This window comes from Microcoleus sp. D2_18a_D3 (assembly GCF_036702455.1).
In the GTDB taxonomy this organism is placed as follows: Bacteria; Cyanobacteriota; Cyanobacteriia; order Cyanobacteriales; family Microcoleaceae; genus Microcoleus.
Genome location: NZ_JAUBTK010000062.1, coordinates 1 through 19,092, shown reverse-complemented (window position 1 = coordinate 19,092; position 19,092 = coordinate 1). Strand labels below are relative to the sequence as shown.

Annotated in this window: 14 protein-coding genes; 8 read left to right on the top strand and 6 right to left on the bottom strand. The window is 47.5% G+C overall.

From position 1 onward, the window contains the following. The first annotated feature begins 99 nt into the window (after positions 1-99). A complete protein-coding gene (locus QUB06_RS24185) occupies positions 100-663 on the top strand; it encodes a GxxExxY protein (RefSeq protein ID WP_333437439.1) in 564 nt (187 codons plus the stop codon). A 16-nt stretch (positions 664-679) separates the two neighbouring features. Here QUB06_RS24185 and QUB06_RS24180 read toward each other — a convergent pair whose 3' ends face one another. Continuing rightward, the gene (locus tag QUB06_RS24180) at positions 680-886 is read right to left on the bottom strand and encodes a hypothetical protein (protein ID WP_333437438.1); all 207 of its coding nucleotides are present in this window, start codon (positions 884-886) and stop codon (positions 680-682) included. A gap of 72 nt (positions 887-958) precedes the next feature. On the opposite strand from QUB06_RS24180, the gene dndD reads away from it, so the two are divergent. Further along, positions 959-2,956: a DNA sulfur modification protein DndD gene (gene dndD / locus QUB06_RS24175; RefSeq protein WP_333437437.1), complete on the top strand. Its 1,998-nt coding sequence runs from the start codon at positions 959-961 to the stop codon at positions 2,954-2,956. Positions 2,957-3,222: 266 nt separating this feature from the next. After that, positions 3,223-3,624, top strand: coding sequence for a DNA sulfur modification protein DndE (gene dndE / locus QUB06_RS24170; RefSeq protein ID WP_333437436.1), 402 nt, complete (start codon positions 3,223-3,225; stop codon positions 3,622-3,624). A 119-nt stretch (positions 3,625-3,743) separates the two neighbouring features. Here the strand turns inward: dndE and thiD are convergent, their stop codons facing one another. Further along, positions 3,744-4,553, bottom strand: a complete 810-nt coding sequence (gene thiD / locus QUB06_RS24165) for a bifunctional hydroxymethylpyrimidine kinase/phosphomethylpyrimidine kinase (RefSeq protein ID WP_333437435.1) — start codon at positions 4,551-4,553, stop codon at positions 3,744-3,746. 182 nt (positions 4,554-4,735) lie between these two features. Here thiD and QUB06_RS24160 point away from each other — a divergent pair, with 182 nt between their 5' ends. Continuing rightward, positions 4,736-5,515 carry an MBL fold metallo-hydrolase gene (locus QUB06_RS24160; protein WP_333437434.1) on the top strand — a complete coding sequence of 260 codons (780 nt, stop codon included), beginning with the start codon at positions 4,736-4,738 and terminating at the stop codon, positions 5,513-5,515. 99 nt (positions 5,516-5,614) lie between these two features. On the opposite strand, the gene ftsZ is transcribed toward QUB06_RS24160, so the two are convergent. Continuing rightward, positions 5,615-6,889 carry a cell division protein FtsZ gene (gene ftsZ / locus QUB06_RS24155; protein WP_333082420.1) on the bottom strand — a complete coding sequence of 425 codons (1,275 nt, stop codon included), beginning with the start codon at positions 6,887-6,889 and terminating at the stop codon, positions 5,615-5,617. A 335-nt stretch (positions 6,890-7,224) separates the two neighbouring features. Then, entirely contained in the window at positions 7,225-8,127 is a 903-nt protein-coding gene (locus QUB06_RS24150; RefSeq protein WP_333437433.1) for an FtsQ-type POTRA domain-containing protein, read from the bottom strand. A gap of 337 nt (positions 8,128-8,464) precedes the next feature. Between QUB06_RS24150 and QUB06_RS24145 the strand changes: the two genes are divergently transcribed. The 4 genes from QUB06_RS24145 to QUB06_RS24130 all read left to right on the top strand — a co-directional run bounded on the left by QUB06_RS24145 (position 8,465) and on the right by QUB06_RS24130 (position 17,690). Continuing rightward, entirely contained in the window at positions 8,465-9,796 is a 1,332-nt protein-coding gene (locus tag QUB06_RS24145; protein WP_333437432.1) for a P-loop NTPase fold protein, read from the top strand. 683 nt (positions 9,797-10,479) lie between these two features. Continuing rightward, entirely contained in the window at positions 10,480-15,951 is a 5,472-nt protein-coding gene (locus QUB06_RS24140) for a WD40 domain-containing protein (protein WP_333437431.1), read from the top strand. Between the two features lie 166 nt (positions 15,952-16,117). After that, a complete protein-coding gene (locus QUB06_RS24135; protein WP_333437430.1) occupies positions 16,118-16,924 on the top strand; it encodes a TPM domain-containing protein in 807 nt (268 codons plus the stop codon). A 142-nt stretch (positions 16,925-17,066) separates the two neighbouring features. Beyond that, positions 17,067-17,690 carry a precorrin-8X methylmutase gene (locus QUB06_RS24130; protein WP_333058319.1) on the top strand — a complete coding sequence of 208 codons (624 nt, stop codon included), beginning with the start codon at positions 17,067-17,069 and terminating at the stop codon, positions 17,688-17,690. 162 nt (positions 17,691-17,852) lie between these two features. Here the strand turns inward: QUB06_RS24130 and QUB06_RS24125 are convergent, their stop codons facing one another. Both QUB06_RS24125 and QUB06_RS24120 read right to left on the bottom strand, forming a co-directional pair. Continuing rightward, positions 17,853-18,032 (bottom strand): DUF4160 domain-containing protein, encoded by a 180-nt coding sequence (locus QUB06_RS24125; RefSeq protein ID WP_333437429.1) that lies wholly within the window; start codon positions 18,030-18,032, stop codon positions 17,853-17,855. A 72-nt stretch (positions 18,033-18,104) separates the two neighbouring features. Beyond that, on the bottom strand, positions 18,105-18,815 hold the full coding sequence (locus QUB06_RS24120) for a phosphate ABC transporter permease (RefSeq protein ID WP_333147166.1): 711 nt from the start codon (positions 18,813-18,815) through the stop codon (positions 18,105-18,107). Positions 18,816-19,092 lie beyond the last annotated feature (277 nt).

The following is a 19,092-nucleotide window of genomic DNA, read 5'->3' as shown; positions in this document are numbered from 1 at the left end:
GTTGACAGCCACCCCGCCGAGCGATCGGATACAATAGGCTGTCAACTAACCTCATTATTACCCAAGCCTCATCGTTTAAATTACAAAATTTTTACGACCATGATTAATCCTAATATTCCCCATCAGGATATTACATACAGCATCATCGGCTGTGCAATGAGAGTACACCGAAGGACGCAAAAAGGTTTAAGAGAAAAACATTACCAAAGAGCCTTTGATGCAGAAATGATTGAATCCGGTTTAACAACAGAAATGGAGTATCCCAGACAAATTTACGACGGTGAAGTTTGGATGGGAATCCTCTATCTAGACCATTGGGTGAATCAAGGTATTGTAGTAGAGGATAAAGCCGTAAATTATCCAATGACCGATAAAGATAAAGCTCAAATAATAGCTTACGTAGCAGCTACAGGAGCCCAAGTAGGTTTATTTATAAACTTTGGACGCAGCAAATTAGAATATCACCGCATCCTCCCACCAAAATCTGTACAAGGTTGGCAGAAACACATTCAACCATACTTGTGGACCCCGAAAACAAGTGGCAGGGGTTGGACAAGAGGAAGTTCAGGAACCTATGAAGAAACAGATGCGGAACTCCCCTTACCTCCCAGCATTAGACCTCAGAACCAGGAGGAAGATGCAACCGATGTGATTGATTGGTAGCCAAGGGGGGGAAAGATTAGCAACGGATTTTGTAACGGATGTAACGGATGATTAGTGGCTGATTAATTATCAAATCAAATCCCTTCCTAATATTTTCCCACCAACCAGCAACCCATCCGTTAAATCCGTTACAAAATCCGCTGCCGAACCGCCCCCCCACCAACCACCCATCCGTTAAATCCGTTACAAAATCCGCTGCCGAACCGCCGCCCCCACCAACCATCCATCCGTTAAATCCGTTACAAAATCCGCTGCCGAACCGCCCCCCCACCAACCAACCACATCTACATCTACAATGCAATTCCTCGAACTCGTCCTCAAAAACTTCGGCCCCTATGCAGGCACCCAAACCATCAATCTCCGCCCCGAAAAAGACGGAAATCCCTGCCCAGTCATTTTATTTGGCGGCATGAATGGCGGCGGCAAAACCACCCTCATGGACGCCATTCGCCTCGCCCTCTACGGTGGCCGCGCCCAATGTTCCACCAGAGGCAATTTAAGCTACAGCGACTTTCTCAATCAATGCGTCAACCGCCACACACCCCCATTAGAAGATACCCGCGTCGAACTAACATTTGAACAAGTCCAAGACGACAAATTAACTCAATTCAAAATAGTTAGATACTGGAAAAAATTAGATATCAAAGACAACCTAAGCATTCTCATATACAGCGAAATTGTCAGCGATTGGTGGTCGGACAAAGCAATTACTAACACCTGGGACGAATACATCGAAACCCTTTTGCCAGTCGGAATATCCAACCTATTTCTGTTTGACGGCGAACAAGTAAAAGAACTCGCCGAACTCGAAACACCGCCAGAGTTTGTCGTCGGGGCAATTAAATCTCTTTTAGGTTTAGAATTAGCAGAACGCCTCGCCGTCGATTTAGAAATATTAGCCGGCCGCAAGCGGAAAGAAATTGCTGGCAAAAAAGACTTGGCTGCTTTAGAGAAAATCGAAGAAAGTTTTAAGAAAATTACTGATGAAATAGACTTAGCTAAGCAAGAACAAGCCAGCTTTAAAAACGAGTTAGATAAAGCTCAAAAAAATCAGCAACAAGCATCAGAAAAGTTTATTTATGAAGGGGGAAAAATTGCCGCCGATCGCAGTCAACTAGACAGACAGCTAAACGACTACAGAAATCAGGCCGAAAAAACCCGTCAAGCCATGATGGAAGTAGCCTCAAATACGCTCCCACTAGCCTTAATTTCGCCCTTGCTAAGTGAAGCCAAAATTCAAGCAGAAACAGAAGCCACACAGCAGCAAGCAAAGATTGCCCAAAATGTTATCAAACAAAGAAGCGATCGCCTTCTCAACTATATCGCGGAAATCTCCTTAAATCCCCAACAAATAGATAAAATTCAAGACTTCATCCGCCAAGAAAACCAAGAACTCGAACAGCAAGCCGGAACAGACGCCCCGCCCTGGATGAACGCCGACAACAACAGCATCCAGCAACTAGAAAACCTCCTTAGCTACCAAATCAAAGCCCAGCAAATTCTAGCCCGCGACCAAATAGAAGAAATCAAAAGCATCGAAGCAGAAATCGACTTCACAGACAGACAACTCGCAGCCGCAGCTTCCCCCGAAGCCTACGAAAAACTAGAAGAAGAAGTCAGGAAAGCCCAAAAAGCAGTCGCTATCGCAGCCGCAGCCTTGGAATCAGCCAACCGCCGCGTCGATGAATTAGAGAGAGAATTAGCCAAAAACCAAAAAGAACTAGAAAACTACAGCAGCGAATACATCACCATCAGAAACAGCCAACACGTCATCGCTTCGATCGCCAAAGCCCAAGCCACCCTGAAACTATTTAAAGAAAAACTCACCCTCAAAAAACTCAACAAACTCGAAATAGAAATTACCGACTGTTTCCGCTACCTGTTGCACAAAACCGACCTCGTGCACAGAGTTGCGATCGACACTCAAACATTTAGCCTCTCCATTTACGATCCAGAAGGCAAACCGGTACCCAAACACCGACTTTCAGCCGGGGAAAAACAATTGCTGGCGATCGCCTTTTTGTGGGGATTGGCTAGAGTATCCGGGAGACAATTGCCAGTGGCGATCGACACTCCCTTGGGCCGCCTCGACTCCTCCCACAGAAACAACCTAGTCGAACGCTATTTCCCCTCGGCCAGCCACCAAGTCATCCTGCTTTCTACCGACACGGAAATTAGAAAAGTAGAATACGAAAAACTCCAAGAATTAGAGGCGATCGCCCACAGCTACCTCCTCAAATATGACTCCGCCAAACACCAAACCACCGTCGAAAAAGGTTACTTCTGGGAATAAAAATTCAGGCTAAAAAATAGCCGCAACCCCCTTGACTTTGCTGGGGAGTTGCGGTAGTATATATAGCATAATGGGATGGTTGCGAAAATTTTATTTTTGCCACCATCCAATTATTAAGGATAAATCCTACTAAAATAAGAATACCAAAAAAAACGGATTTAATCAAGTCGCGCCGTGTAAAAAAATGTTAATTATTTCGGGTTATCTAGAGGCTTTGCTTCCCCAACATTAACACATTTTACAATATACCAAACAATCTCAAACTCATGGAACCACCAGTTGATCGCATCTGCCTCTCCCAAACAGCCAAAGACCAACTATCTAAACTTAAACGATCGACCAAAATCGATCGGTGGAATATTCTATGCAGGTGGGGATTTTGCCGATCGCTCGCCGAGCCCAGCATCCCATCCCCAGTACCAATTCCCAGCGACAGCAACGTCGAATTAAGCTGGGATGTCTTCGGCGGCGACATGGCGGATATCTTGATAATGGCCCTCAAGCAGCGGTGTCACCAAGACAATTTAGGCACAGAAAAAGAAACTCTAGCCAAACAGTTTCGCCTGCACTTGCACCGAGGGATTGGTTATTTAGCCGGCGATCCGAATATTAAGAAAATCGAAGACTTGGTGGCGATCGCTTTATCGCCTGAAAAATTAAGAAATTAACTGATTGTTGACAGTTGACAGTTGACAGTTGACAGTTGACAGTTGTTATTGGTTGTTAGCAGGCCCAAGCGAGCAACAAATAAATAACCAATAACCAATAACCAATAACCAATGACTTCTTATTTCAGTAAAAGCGGGAAAAAATGACCTACGGGCCCTTGACCTTCCCCAATATCCAAAGCATATTTGAGAGCAGTAGTCACATAATCCTTAGCCAATGTCACCGCTGTAAACAAATCTTTCCCCAAAGCCAAATTAGCCGCGATCGCAGCACTCAAAGTACAACCAGTCCCGTGAGTATTCCCAGTATCAACATTTTCAGTCTTCAACACATCCAACCGCGTACCGTCAAACCAAACATCAATTCCCCGCAAATCCCCCTTCATCCCGCCGCCCTTCACCAAAACAGCTTTCGCGCCCAAACGATAAATCTGCTGCGCCGCCACCCGCATATCATCAACAGAATTAATCTGCAAACCGCTCAAAATCTGAGCCTCAAACCGATTCGGAGTCACGACAGCCGCCATTGGAATCAAAACATCCCGCAAAAAGGCGATCGCCCCCTCATCAATCAATCGATCGCCCGATCGTGAAACCATCACCGGATCGACAACCAAATTCCCTATTCCCAAAGCTTCCACCTGTGAAGCCACCGCCGCCATAATTTCCCGATTCAGCAGCATCCCAGTTTTCACAGCGTGCACCCCAATATCCCCAACCACCGCCTCAATTTGAGCCGCCACAGCCTCCGCAGACAAAGCATCAACTCGCATCACCCCCAAAGTATTTTGAGCCGTCACACAAGTCAAAGCACTCGTACCGTGTACGCAGTGAAACGCAAAAGTCCGCAAATCCGCCTGAATTCCGGCCCCGCCACCGCTATCAGAACCAGCCACAGTCAAAGCCACAGGAATCTTCGATTTAATCATCTTTTTTCAACCGCAGATAAACACAGACACATTCCAATAATATCTGGGTTCATCGTGGCACGGGCGTCCCGCCTGTGCTTCCCCGTGGCACGGGCGTCCCGCCTGTGCTTCCGAAGGGGTTAAATTCCCCAAACAAAATTAGCTATGATTAAACCAAATGTAAAGAATTATTGCAAACAACTGTGAAAGTCACCCGAATCGACCTCAACTCTTGGATTTTCCATATCTGTGGCCAAACCATCCTCGTCGATCCCTGGCTGGTCGATCCGCTCGTATTTTACGGTCAACCCTGGCTGTTCACCGCCTACCACAACACCCCCGTCGCCTTCACTCCCAGCACCTTACCGCCGATCGACCTGATCCTAATTTCCCAAGGATTAGACGACCACTGTCACAGACCAACACTCGAACAGCTCGATCGCACAATTCCCGCGATCGCCTCACCCACCGCCGCCAAAGTCCTCAGAAGTTTAGGCTACACTAATATCACATCTTTAGCAAATTGGCAAGAGTTAAATTTTAAAGAAAAGTTACAAATAACTGCCGTACCCGGAGCCGAAATCGGGCCGGGACAAGAAGAAAACGGCTACTTGCTCAAAGATTTAAGCAGCGGTGAGACACTTTATTACGAACCGCACTTACCACCATTAGAAAAAGTCAAACAGAAAATAGACACAGTAGACGTAGCGATCGCCCCAGTCATCGGTCAAATCTTCCCATTTCTCGGACAAGTCATCATCGGCCCTTCGGAAGCCCTCAGCCTCGCCCAAACACTCAAACCTCGGTTTTTCCTGCCTACAGCGGCGGGAGACATCCGAGCCACAGGCATTTTACCAATGTTAGTGCGATCGATCGGCAGCATCCCCGAATTTCGCGATTTGCTCGCAAAATCCGGCCTCTCCACCCAACTCCTCGAACCCGAACCAGGCCAAACCCTGGAAATTTTAGATTTTCGATTTTAGATTTTCGATTGGAGATTTTCGATTTTCTAGATTGGAGATTGGAGATTCAATCCCAAATCCCAAATTCCAAATCTAAAATCTAAAATCTAAAATCTAAAATCATCTTGGCGGGCGACGGTTACGCAAAAACTCAGGAATATCCAATCCCAAATCCTGTGGCGGTTTCGCTTTCGGATCGGGCGTCTGTTGAGCAGGAGTCACCGGCACAGTTGCAGCCCGCCAAGGAGCATTAACATTTTGCGTCCGCCCCGGAGTCGGAGGCGGGGAAACTTCCCCGGAAAAACCAGTAGCGATCACAGTAATCTTAATTTCGCCCTGAAGCCGCTCGTCAATCACCGCTCCAAAAATAATATTGGCATTCGGATCGACAACCTCGTAAATCGTCTCAGCCGCCGCATTCACCTCGTGCAGCGTCATGTCAGTACCGCCAGTGATGTTAAACACCACACCTCTAGCGCCCTCAATAGAGGAAGCTTCCAGCAGAGGCGAAGAAATAGCCTGCATCGCAGCCTCCCTAGCCCGCGACTTGCCAGAACCCACGCCGATGCCCATCAAAGCCGAACCCGCATCAGCCATTACTGCCCGCACGTCAGCAAAGTCAACATTCACCAAACCGGGAATAGTAATAATGTCAGAAATACCCTGAACCCCTTGGCGCAGGATATCGTCAGCAACTCGAAAAGCCTCTTGTACCGGCATTTGTTCCGAAATCACAGACAGCAGCTTGTCGTTAGGAATTACGATCAGCGTATCCACCCGAGTTTGCAAAGCCGCAATCCCTTCCTCAGCTTGGCTGGTGCGCCGCCGTCCCTCAAACGTAAAAGGCCGCGTCACTATGCCCACAGTCAAGGCGCCCATTTCCTTAGCCACCTCAGCCACTATCGGAGCCGCGCCCGTGCCCGTACCGCCGCCCATGCCGGCTGTGATAAATACCAAATCCGCATGATTCAGAGCATTAGCAACCTCGTCGCGAGATTCCTCCGCAGCCTTTTGACCGATCGCCGGATTGCCCCCCGCGCCCAAACCGCGCGTCAACTTCTGTCCTACTTGCAAGCGTTTCGGAGCATTTGAGAGAACCAGAGCTTGGGAATCTGTATTCACACACCAAAACTCGACACCAGAAACCTCGCTAGCAATCATCCGGTTAACGGCGTTGCCCCCACCACCGCCGACGCCAATTACTTTGATTTTGGCAGCGCTGCTGGGCATTATGTCTTTGGGATTGACCATAGGATCGATATCAATACTATCTACATTTACATAACCAGACTTGCGTCTAAACGGATTGGCGGAATCTGCAGCCACCGGAAAATTTTTTACTTCTTCCGAAGGGGGACTGTCTTGGTCAGACCCCTGTCTATTATTAAGCTTCATTAGAGTCGGGGATAGTAGATTACAGCTTGTTAACTAAACGCCAATTCACAATCAACTATAGGCTAAGTTGCGCGAAAAACTAACACTGATCGATGCTTAATGTTAGCAATCTCGGATTTTGCCGACCTTGCTAGCCCAGACCTCGCTTGACGCCATCCAGGTACTTGACCGGATTAAGGCAGTTGTAAGCAAGGCAGAAGGAAAAAAAATGGATACTAGCCCCTGACGCGGGGCGCTATCCAAAAACTCGGCTGATTGCAAGCCCTGCGTATTGATCCCGATCGGCAAAAATTCTGCCTGTCGATCGATACCTTCTACCTTTTGTTGGCAGAGAATCAATTTCGGGCGCGAGTGGGTGCCGGAGTTGAACTCTCCAAACTGCCGGGTAGTTCTGGCAAATGGACGATCGGCGAAGCAGGATTTTTCAAGTCAATGTAGGCTATTTTGCTTGAATCTATCTGTTTTGGCAATTGTCGCATTCGGTCTAAAACCTTAAGTTGCTCCGCAGTCTTGGAAGTGTACGGCCCTAAGTGTACGGTACCGATTTCTGTTTTCAAGATCAAGTTGTTCGGGTTTTGCCAATTAATCTCAAACACTTTCACCGTCAAGCCGCTGAGTCCTTGGTAAAACTTCGGCCAAGAGGCGCGATACTGTTCCAAAGGCCCGATGACTTTTAAAGTGGGCAAAGAACGCTGAGGCTGCGTTCCCGGAATGCTGCCGGGCCCGATCGAACTATTGTGCGATCGTACAGCAGTATAACTATCCGACGGCATCCAACCTCCGCGAGCGTCCAGCCACCCCACTTTTTCCTTGTCACTGTTCGATCTCAACACCGTATTCGGCTGCGCCACCGCCACTGGCAGGCGTTCTGCCACTTCTATAGTCAAACTCGGCGGAAACAAGTTACGAGTCACCTTCGCTTTAGCGATGGGCCCGGTTGACTCCAGCTTTTCGGCCAGCGCCTGCGGTTGAATCCCCCACAGCGACTGCGGGTAAGACAGCGGCACCAAAGACCGCACCGCCTTATCCGATAGCCACTGATTGCCCTCCACCTTCACTTGTTCCGATCGGGCAATCAACCAAGCCGGCTGCCCAATCCACCAAAGCAAACCCCCAGCCATTGCGCTTGCTGCCAGCATTTGCCACACAACAGCCGTCAATCGAGCGCGCCTCTGCTGCCGCAACTTTTGGCGCCTGCGCCCTAACTCTGTTTGAGAAACCGCTCCAAAACTAGCCATCTACGTCTTGACAATATAGTAATTAAGGATTAGCACAAATTCCAAACTGTTTAATCTCTGTCTCTTGAGCCCTGTTTTCCCCTACCATTTAACCAGATCCCCGCAAATTTACCCAGACTCCGGCCAATATCAGTAATATCACTGATCCCGCTAAGTAATAAAAAATTATTAATTAATAATTCCCAATTGCAGCGCCGGGAAAACTCCTTACCAGAGCAAGGTTCTTTGGGTATTTAGGGCATTACCCCACAGTGCAAAAGGTTACAAATCAAACTAAACTCAAGTAAAGAAAGTTTAGACTTTCGATTAACTTTTTAACTTTTATTCGGCTTCCATTGTGATCGCACTCGAATTAGACAGATTCTATAAAGCCTGCAACCCCAGCAAGACCCTTGTTGCGGGAGACCCAGGGGATTATCAATACTACATTGATTTTGGTTCCGTGCGTGGCGGCAAAATCATTGAATCTTTACAGCGAACCATTACCCGCATCTCGCCCAACGAGCCAACCTGTCAGCTATTTACAGGACATATCGGCTGTGGCAAATCTACGGAATTGTTTCGACTGAAAGCTGAGCTAGAGCAAGAGGGTTTTTGCGTTGTTTACTTTGAGTCTTCCCAAGACTTAGACATGGGTGATGTAGATATCAGCGATATTTTGCTGAGCATTGCGCGCCAAGTCAGCGAAACTATGGAATCGGCTAAAATCAAACTCAGACCGAGCTATTTTACAAATCTGTTTGCAGAAGTGGCAGAATTTTTGCAGACTCCCATAGATTTGTCAGCGGAAGCCGAGTTATCTATAGGCATTGCTAGAGTGACTGCTAAAACTAAAGACTCTCCCAAACTGCGATCGCAACTCAGGCAATATCTCGAACCCCGCACCAACAGCATCTTGCAGTCCATCAACGAAGAACTCCTCAACAAAGCTAACGCCGAACTCAAGCAGCAAGGGAAAAAAGGGCTCGCAGTCATCGTTGACAACCTCGATCGCCTCGACGCCTCCCTCAAACCCAGCGGACGCACCCAGCCAGAATATCTGTTTTTAGACCGAGGCGAACAGTTGAAAAAACTTAATTGCCATGTTGTCTACACGATTCCCCTGACTTTGATTTTTTCCAACGACTTCGGCCGCCTCGCCAGTCGATTTGGAGTCAAGCCCAAGGTGATGCCGATGGTACCAGTGCAAGTGCGATCGGGCGAAGACCACCTCGAAGGAATGGCACTGCTGCGGCAGCTAGTATTAGCTAGAGCTTTCCCGAAAGTTGCTCCCGATCAACGCATTGATTTGATTTCCCAGGTGTTTGACTCTCCCGAAACTTTAGATCGGCTTTGTCGGATTAGTGGCGGTCACGTTCGCAATCTACTGATGCTTTTGTATAGCTGTTTGCAGCACGAAGACCCTCCCTTCTCTCGCGAATGCCTCGAAAGCGTCATTCAAGAATATCGCGATGACCTTTTGGGAGCCATCAATGACATGGAATGGGAATTGCTGTTTCAAGTTGTCAACCGACAAAGTGTAACCGGCGAAGAAGAGTCTCAAATCTTGTTGCGAAGTATGTTTGTCTTTGAATACCGCGATCAAGAAGGTCGTTGGTTTGGGATTAATCCAGCCCTAGCAGAAACCAGAAAATATAAGGAGTGGCTGCAGCGCAGTGAGCCAAAATAGTTGGGATTTTTGAGATGGCTTCGCGACTCTAAGAACCCTTAACCACGAGGGATTTAGAAAGTATTTAACTGAAAATTTATCTCTCAAAACTCCGAAATCTTACAATCCAATACAGAAATTAGTCAGCGGTTTTTGCCACTGGCTGATTTCTGTTTAATGCTGGCTATAGGCGGTGAATATTATTGTCGTGTAAAACTTTGCCGCCACTAAGGACTTTCCCCACTTTCAACTCTCATATCTGCAATGTCAGACCCCCTAGGTCTGTTTTTACCGGTTGCTCTTAATTTCACATAATCCCATCCCGGAGGACAATTGTTTTGGCTGTTGTGTTAAATGCCTGCTACAGATATATCGGAGTTGTTTACTAATAGCTAGTCGTCGCTATGAGGATAAACTTAGCGGTTGGCTATTTACGATCTGTAGTCCTTTATATATAGCTGAATCAAAAATTATCAGGTGACATTAAATTTTTATTCGCAAGTCTAGCATTCTCTGAGATTGAGAGGTATGATATCTTTACATTGGATCTAATAACTATGTAAGTATTGATAGGACAAGTACGGAAAACTACGTATTTATACAGAGATAAAGCGTCAGACAGAGACGGGGATGTCTAAGTAGAGACGCTTTCAGTCACGATTGGCGAGGGTTAGGTAATTGATTAATGCAAAAGGGGTGCACGCATGACCGATCTAATTAAGGTACAAGAAACTGCCAACTACAACGAGCGATCGCTCAAAACTCTGGTCAGGTCAATCACAATGTCTCAACACCAATTCTCGCTAATTTTGGTGCGCTGCAACTACGAGCAGTTGCGGCAGCAAATAGCGCAGCGGCTGCGAGAAGTGTCCCCAGTTCCAATTCAAGATATCGTCCTGCCACCTTCAGTTAAAACCCTCTACACTACCCTGCAGGCAAGCTCTTTCCAGGATGGGTACTCGCCTGTGGGTGCCGCCTCGGCTTTGATGGTATTCGGTTTAGAAACAGTAGTAGCGATCGACGAACTGATGGCTTCTACCAATCAAGTACGAGACGAATTTCGCAAAAATTTTTCCTGCCCAGTGATTTTGTGGGTAACAGATGACATCGTGACCAAAATGATTCGTCTGGCCCCGGATTTCAAAAGTTGGGCCGCTGCCACAATTAAATTTGAAATGGGCGTTGAGGAATTAATTAATTTCCTCGCTAGGCGGGCCGATACTATATTTAAAATAGGCGAACTCAATCCAGAACTCGCCAGCAGCAACGTCAGCACCATCGCTAATTGTGAGACCTGCGAAGCCCCCTGCGAAAAACGCGGCCTGGAGCGCGAAATGAGCCCCGGAGAACGCTTTCTAACTTTTAACTCAGGGCCCCAAAACCGAGGACAATCAGATGTCCACTCGTATTCGCCGTTGAGTCCGGGCAATACCTTCGATTTGGCGATCGGCTCTTTGCCACGCCGAGAACTAGAATTAGCTTTAAGAGATTTACAAAATCGCGGTGAAGAATTAGAACCCGCCCTCAAAGCCAGCCTGCAATTCGTTCTCGGTCGAGATTACTATGTCAGCGACCAAACCGAAACTGCCTTAATTCACTACCAAGAAAGTTTAGTATTTTGGCAGCAGAAAACGGGCAACTGGGAACTGGAAAACTTGGAACATTCCGAAAACCTAGAAACCTTCTCCTCCTTGTCGAATCCTGTCCCCAAAATTTTATTTTTAGAGAGAGAAGGCATAGTGCTGTTTCACATAGCCCTGTGTCATCGGTTGCAAGCAGCCAGAAACCCGGTAGCCAACCGCCAGCACTGGGAACAAGCTTGGATTAGCCTGGAACAATCTAGAAACGCTTTCTCCCTGGCCTCACGCCCCGAATTGGTTGCGGAGGTGACAGCACACCTCGGAGAAGTGCTGCAGCGCCTGAAAGCGTGGGGAGAGTTGCAAGCATTAGCTGAAAATTCTTTGCAGTTGCACTTCACTTACGGTACTCCCAGCCAACTAGCTCAAGATTACGGCTTTTTGGCTGAAGTTGCCCTGCAAGAGTCGAGGTGGAGTCAAGCCCGCCAGCTAGCCGAGTTGGCTTTGGCGATTTTGGATCAAACGCCTCATGATTTGAGATTGCTGATTGAAGATTTGAGATTGGGGTTTGAGGGAAATTATCCAGAATTTGTGGGCCCTAACGAGTTAAGTAACGAACCCAAATCTAAAATTCAACATCCTAAATCCGACAGGAGTTCGTATCTTTTACTTTTAGCGCGCAGTTTGCGACAGCTAGGCCAGTGGGAAGCGGCGGTTCATTCTTTGGAGTTGGCTCAATCTCAAAGCGAGCCGAAGTACGACCCCCGACTTTACATCGATATTTTGACGGAATTGCAAGCGGTTTATTTCGAGCAGGGAGAGTATCTTAAAGCGTTTCGGATTAAAAAAACCCAGCGTTCGATCGAATATCAATACGGATTTAGAGCTTTTATCGGAGCCAGCCAATTGCAGCAGCAGCGCCAAGCAGTCAATCCTTCAGGCCCCTCAGCTCAAAACCAAGCTGCGATCGCAGCCTCCATGACAGCTTACTCGCGCCAAACAGATATCAATAGCTTGCTAGAAAGAATTAGCAGGGACGACCATAAATTAACTATTATTCATGGGCCCAGCGGAGTAGGGAAAAGTTCTCTAGTCAATGCCGGCTTAGTACCAGCTTTGAAAAATATTACTCCGGGCGCGCGCGATACATTGCCCGTATTAGTCAAAGTTTACACCGACTGGCTGGTGGAGTTAGAAAATGCTTTGAACAGCGCACTGTACGACAAACAAGCCGAAGAGGAAAGTAAATTAATCTCGAAAGGACTACAGGAAATCCACAAAAAAAGTTGCTCGCTTATTCCGGCTCGCAGCTCGGAAGTCTCTTCTTTTATTATAGATCAGTTGCGCGAAAATGCCACAAATAATTTGTTGACTGTGCTGATTTTCGATCAATTTGAAGAGTTCTTCTTTGTTTCGACTTCAGTGGCACAAAGACAACTTTTTTATAATTTTTTGCGGTTGTTCTTGAATTTGCCTTATGTCAAGATCATTCTGTGCTTGCGCGAAGATTATTTGCACTACTTACTAGATTGCGATCGCTTCCCAAATCTTGACGCTATTAACAATAATATTCTCGACAAAAGTATCCGCTACCAACTGCGGAGTTTTTCTATCAAAGACGCGCGGGCTGTTATCGGACACTTAACAGAACGGGCGGAATTTTATTTAGAGCCGGCACTGATCGATGCCTTCGTAGAAGATTTAGCAGACGAACTGCAAGAAGTGCGACCAATCGAATTGCAGGTAGTAGGAGCGCAACTGCAAGAAGAAGGTATTACCAGTCTAGCACAATACCAGCAATTGGGGGACAATCCCAAAGCGGAATTGGTGAAAAGATCGCTCGAAGGAGTCATCTCAGACTGTGGCCTGGTTAACGAAGACGCAGCTTGGAAAATCTTGTTTTCCCTGACAGATGAAAGAGGCGTTCGGCTGATAAAAACCAAACACGAACTCTCGTTAGTGACAGGCCAACAGTCAGCAGATGCGGGCGAAAAAGAATTATCGGCGATCGGCAGAAACAGAATTTCCCTACAGCGACAGTTCGCCAAAAACCCTGAAAGCCGACCAAATAAAACCGACAACCTCGACTTAATTTTAGACATTTTAGTTGGTCACGGTTTGCTATTTCTGCTACGGGAAGCGCCCGAAGACCGCTATCAATTGGTACACGACTATTTAGTGCGACCGATCCGCCAAAGATTCGGCTTAGAAGCCAGACTGCACAAAGCAGAAGCAGACAAAAAAATGAGTCAAGCACAGCTCTACCGAGCCAATACTTTTCTCAAACAACTGCTGGGAGTAGCAGTGATCGGCGTCATGCTGCTCACCAGTTCCACCATCGCCGCCGTAAATTTTTGGTGGCGGGCTGTGGGTCAAAAACAGCTAGCTGTCGCTCAAACTCAGCGAGCCGAAATCAGTACCCTGACAGCCGCTTCTGAAGCACTTTATTTCTCAAACAACAAATTTGACGCCATGATGGAAAGTTTGAGAGCTGGTAAAAAGTGGAAACAGATCGAACACTCCCAAAAAATGTATACTCTTAAAGACACCGAAATTCTGATTTCTGCCGCCCTCCAGCAGGCAGTTTATGGAGTCAAAGAACGCAACCGCTTGGAAGGACACGGCGATGTAGTTTGGGGTCTTAGCTTCAGTCCAGACGGCGAAACAATAGCTTCTTCCAGTGTAGATAAAACCGTCAAACTTTGGCGGCGCGACGGCAGTTTGCTGGCAACTTTAAAAGACCACACTAACAGTGTCTCCTGTGTGGCGTTCAGTCCCGACAACAAAACCATAGCCTCGGCAAGTTTAGATAAAACTGTCAAAATTTGGCAAACTGACGGCAATTTGCTGGCAACTTTCAAAGGGCATACTAATAGCGTTACCAGCGTTGCTTTTAGTTCTGACGGTCAAACGATCGCCACTGGCTCTACTGATAAAACTATCAAACTTTGGAAAACCGACGGCACGCTGCTGCGAACGATCGAACAATTTGCTCCCGTAAATTGGCTAAGCTTCAGCCGCGACGGCAAAATAATCGCTGTGGCGAGCGATGACGGTAGTGTGAAACTGTGGAGTTCGGACGGCAGGTTAATCGCTAATTTATGGCACAGCGAAAACAGACAACCCTCGAAAATTTACACCGTCAGTTTCTCCCCCGATGGTGAAACGATCGCCAGTGCGGGTGAAGATAAAACGGTGAAAATCTGGAGCCTCGCTGCACTAAAACACCCAGCAACAGAAAATTCAACACAAGCAAAAAAAGGTGAACTGCTAACAACTTTGCGGGGACACAGCAAGTGGGTATTTGGTGTCAGTTTCTCCCCCGACGGTCAAACCCTTGCTTCTGGAAGTGCAGACGGGACTGTCAAACTCTGGAATCTTGCTGGTGTTGGCGACAAACGCCCAACGGATGCTAGCAACATTAAACCAGAGAGTCGCTTACTGAGAACTTTTGAGGGACACGCCGATCGAGTTACTCAGGTGAGTTTTAGCCCGGAAGGCAAAACCTTGGCTTCGGCAAGTTTTGACAAAACTATCAGGCTGTGGCGACTCGATGACGTGCCGCTCAAAACCCTCGACGGACACCAAAACCGGGTGCAAGGCGTTACTTTTAGCCCCGACGGCCAAAGGCTGGCTTCTGCTTCTACGGACAACACTATCAAACTCTGGAGCCGCACGGGAGTTTTGCTGGAAACCTTGGAAGGACACACTCAGAGAGTCGCCAGCGTCAGTTTCAGCCCCGACGGCCAGCTACTTGCTTCTGGGAGTTACGACAAAACGGTGAAGGTGTGGAGTTTGACAGAAGATGGCATGAATAATATTCTCCCTTGTCCTTCGGCTCCGCTATTCCCGTGTTCGCCTTCTGTGCTGTTCACTCTCGACGGCCACGCTGACAGCGTGATGAGCGTGAGTTTTAGCCCCGACGGCGAGGTTCTGGCTTCCGCGAGCAAGGATAAGACTGTGAAACTCTGGACTAGAAACGGCAGGTTGATTAAGACTTTGACGGGACACACAGGCTGGGTGACTGGGGTGACTTTCAGTCCCGACGGCTCGATGCTGGCTTCTGCAAGCGATGATGGTACTCTCAAACTCTGGAATCGGGACGGTCGTTTGCTAAGAACTTTTGAAGCAGCTCACAACAGTTTTGTGTTGGGGGTTGCTTTTAGCCCTGATGGCAAAATGCTGGCTTCGGCTGGTTACGACAATTCGGTGAAGCTGTGGAAGGTAGACGGGACTTTGGTGGCGACGCTGCTGAAGGGTTCTAGCGACAGCGTGACTAGCGTGGGTTTTAGCCCGGATGGTTTGTTGGTTGCTTCGGGCAGTTACGATCATAAGGTGAAGCTTTGGAGTCGCAGCGGGACTTTGCTGAAAACTTTGACGGGTCACAAGGATAGTGTGATGAGTGTGAGTTTTAGCCCGGATGGGAAGGTTCTGGCTTCTGCGGGCCGGGATAATCGGGTGATTTTGTGGAATTTGGATCTTGACGATTTGCTCGTGAGGGGCTGCGATTGGGTGGGAGATTATCTGAGAACTAATCCTAATGTGAGCGATCGCGATCGGCGTTTATGCGACGGGGTAGCGTCTAAATCTCAGTTTTAGTCATTTGATTGTTGACGGTTGACGGTTGACTGTTCAAAACTTTCCTTGCCCGAAACCTTCCGCTTCCTGTAAAGTAAATAATTGTAAAGAAATATGAGTTTTCTCTTATCCTCTGGTTAAGACCGCCAGCTAGCATTCACAATTAAGACCCGGATTATAAGTTCCTATGTCACAGCTTTTCCCGCGAAAATTTCTAGCCTCTGTTGCCGCATTTTTTCTGGCTTTGTCGGTGTGGACGATCGCACCTGCGGCCCACGCTTTCAATAATCCCGATTTGTTGCCGTCAACTCAGACGCCGATCATTGACTTAGCTAAAGCCCTTACGGATATTGAAGAACAAACTTTGGCAAAAAATTTAAAGGCATTTGAAGCCGAAACCGGCTGGAAACTGCGAGTGCTGACTCAGTACGATCGCACGCCCGGTTTGGCTGTCAAAAGCTATTGGGGGCTAGATGACAAGAGTGTGTTATTAGTTGCTGACCCGCGAGGGGGCAATTTGCTTAATTTTAATGTGGGCGACTCGCTGTATCCGCTGCTGCCGCGCACTTTTTGGGTGGAACTGCAAACCCGCTACGGTAATCAATTTTTTGTGCGGGACAATGGCGAAGATCGAGCGATTATTGAATCTTTGGAATCGATAGAAGGCTGTTTGCGTCAGGGCGGCTGTCGCGTGGTTCCGGGTTTGCCGAGGGAACAGTGGATTCTGACGTTAATTACGTCGGTGGTTGGCGGCGTCATCTGCGGGTTTGCGGCTCAGCCTCGGAAGCCGGGACAGGTTGTGGCTTGGCAGTGGGCGCTGATTTTTTCGCCGCTGTGGGGCATTCTGTTTTTTGCTTTCGGACTGGGGCCGGTGGTGACTCGGACTTCTGACTGGTTGCCTGTGGTTCGGAATGTGTCCGGTTTTGCGATCGGAGCTTTGGTGGCATTCCTGACTCCGGTGTTGGGCAAATCTTCTTCGTCGTCGGAAACTTAGTTGGCAGTTGTCAGCCAAGTGACAACAGCCAACAGCCAACAGTCAACAGTCAACAGTCAACAGTCAACAGTCAACAGTCAACAAATGACTAAAAGCTGGTAAGCTGATACCTGACAACTCACAGGCGACAGCTATCCAACAAATGGAATGGCACGTAAGCGATGCCCAGAGTCTGGGATTAATCGATAACGAAATTGGCGACCACGGTTTTTCAGCGGCGGAGTACGAAATAGTCCGCCGCGTGATTTATGCGACTGCTGATTTTGAGTACAAGTCTTTAATTAGTTTTTCCGATCAGGCTTTGCAGGCTGGGGCGGCAGCTTTGGCTGCTCGGACTACGATCGTGGTAGATGTGCCGATGGTGCAGGTGGGCATTACCCCCTTGATCCAAAGTACCTTTGCGAATCCGGTTTACTGTTCGATGGAGGCTTTGACACGCCCCCAAAGGGAAAGGACGCGGGCGGCTTGGGGGATTGAAACTTTGGCAAGACGCTATCCTGAAGGGATTTTTGTGGTGGGCCAGGCTCAAACTGCTTTGTCGGCGATCGTGGATTTGATTGAATCTGAGGAAATTCGGCCGGCTTTGGTGATTGGGACTCCTTCTGGGTTTGTGGGGGTTGACGTGGCGAAGTCGCGGCTGCATGATTCGATGATTCCTCACATTCGGATTGAGGGCCGCAAGGGATCTGCGGTGGTGGCTGTGGCTATTGTTAACGGGCTGGTGGATTTGGCTTGGCAAGCTTACGGCCAAGAGGGGAACAGTTGATCGATAAGTCAGTCGATTTTAGAGTGACTCCACAGATGAATCTGAGAGATCGAACTAATACTAAATTCGGTTTAAAAACCCCCTGTGTAAGACTCGGTGGTTGAAACCGATCCTAGGCTTGCCTTGCCTCTCTCTCTAAGAGACTAAAAAATAAAGGGGGTATTAAAGCCGGATTTGGGATAATTCATGCTCTTTGAAGCCTCGATTTTTTTCTAGAGATACAGGATTCATCCAAAATTTGGCAAGTTGCCGATCGCGCTTAACATGAATGTGGGCGGGTTCGCCTCGATCGGAAGTAAAAAAGATGAAACTGTAGGGGCTAACCTGAAAAACCGTAGGCATTAGCCGCTATCTTGTGAATTTTGTCATAAGTTTAACTTGCGATCGCTCTTAAATTTGTCGCTACTATCCATATTAATAATCAGCGGGCGATCGCCTTTTTACATCTCTGCTTTGATTAGTGCGATCGCGGTCTTTTTTCCTACCTTTTTTAATCTGTTGGCTCATCTCGACAAACAAATCTCTGCGTAAATAAGGATAGTCGCTCACCCACACGTCACGGCTGGGAATATAAATATCTGAAACTTTGGCAATTCTGCCTAAATCTTCTTGATTTGACATAATTAACATTAAAGCAGCTTGGCCGGGGACAATTCCTTGGTGATCTTTCCGCAAGGGAGCTCGAAGTGTAGTAGTAAATCCGGTTTTGTCACCCACTTCTAAGTTGATGCGCGGTTCTAGGTTGTCAACTATTACGAGTTGTCCTTTTTGATTGACTGTTTCTTCTTGACTTGTGACTTCATCTGTAATATATATATCCAAAACTCGTCCTTGCCAAAAACCGCAGTATTGATATTTGCGGCATTCTGCATTTCGCAAACTAGCCCACAAAATCGGCCCCCACAGCCAGTACAAACCAGCTATCAATCCGGTGATTAAAACTAGCGGCCCGACATCGGAACCGACGAAGTTGTAAACTACCAGGAGGAAAACTACGCTGACTGCCGAGATTAACATTCGCCTCAAAAAATCGGGCGGTTTTCCCCAGATATATTTGTATTGCGCTCCCGTGGCGACGGCGGGAATTAGTTCTTGAAAGGTTTCGCGGGTTAAGGGAATTAGCATAGGAAGTTCGGCAACGGATGAGTGTAACGGATGCAACTGCTGTCTGTTCGGAAGCAGATTATATTAAGGGATTTAACAGATTTAACGGATTGATGTTGAAGTCAAAAATCAGAAGTTAGGATAGGAGTCAGATTAATTCCACATTACCAAGGACTAACGACTGTTGACTGTTGACTGTTGACTGTTGACTGGGGAATTGTTGACTAATGACTAATGACTAATGACTAATGACTAATGACTAATGACTAATGACTAATGACTAATGACTAATGACTAA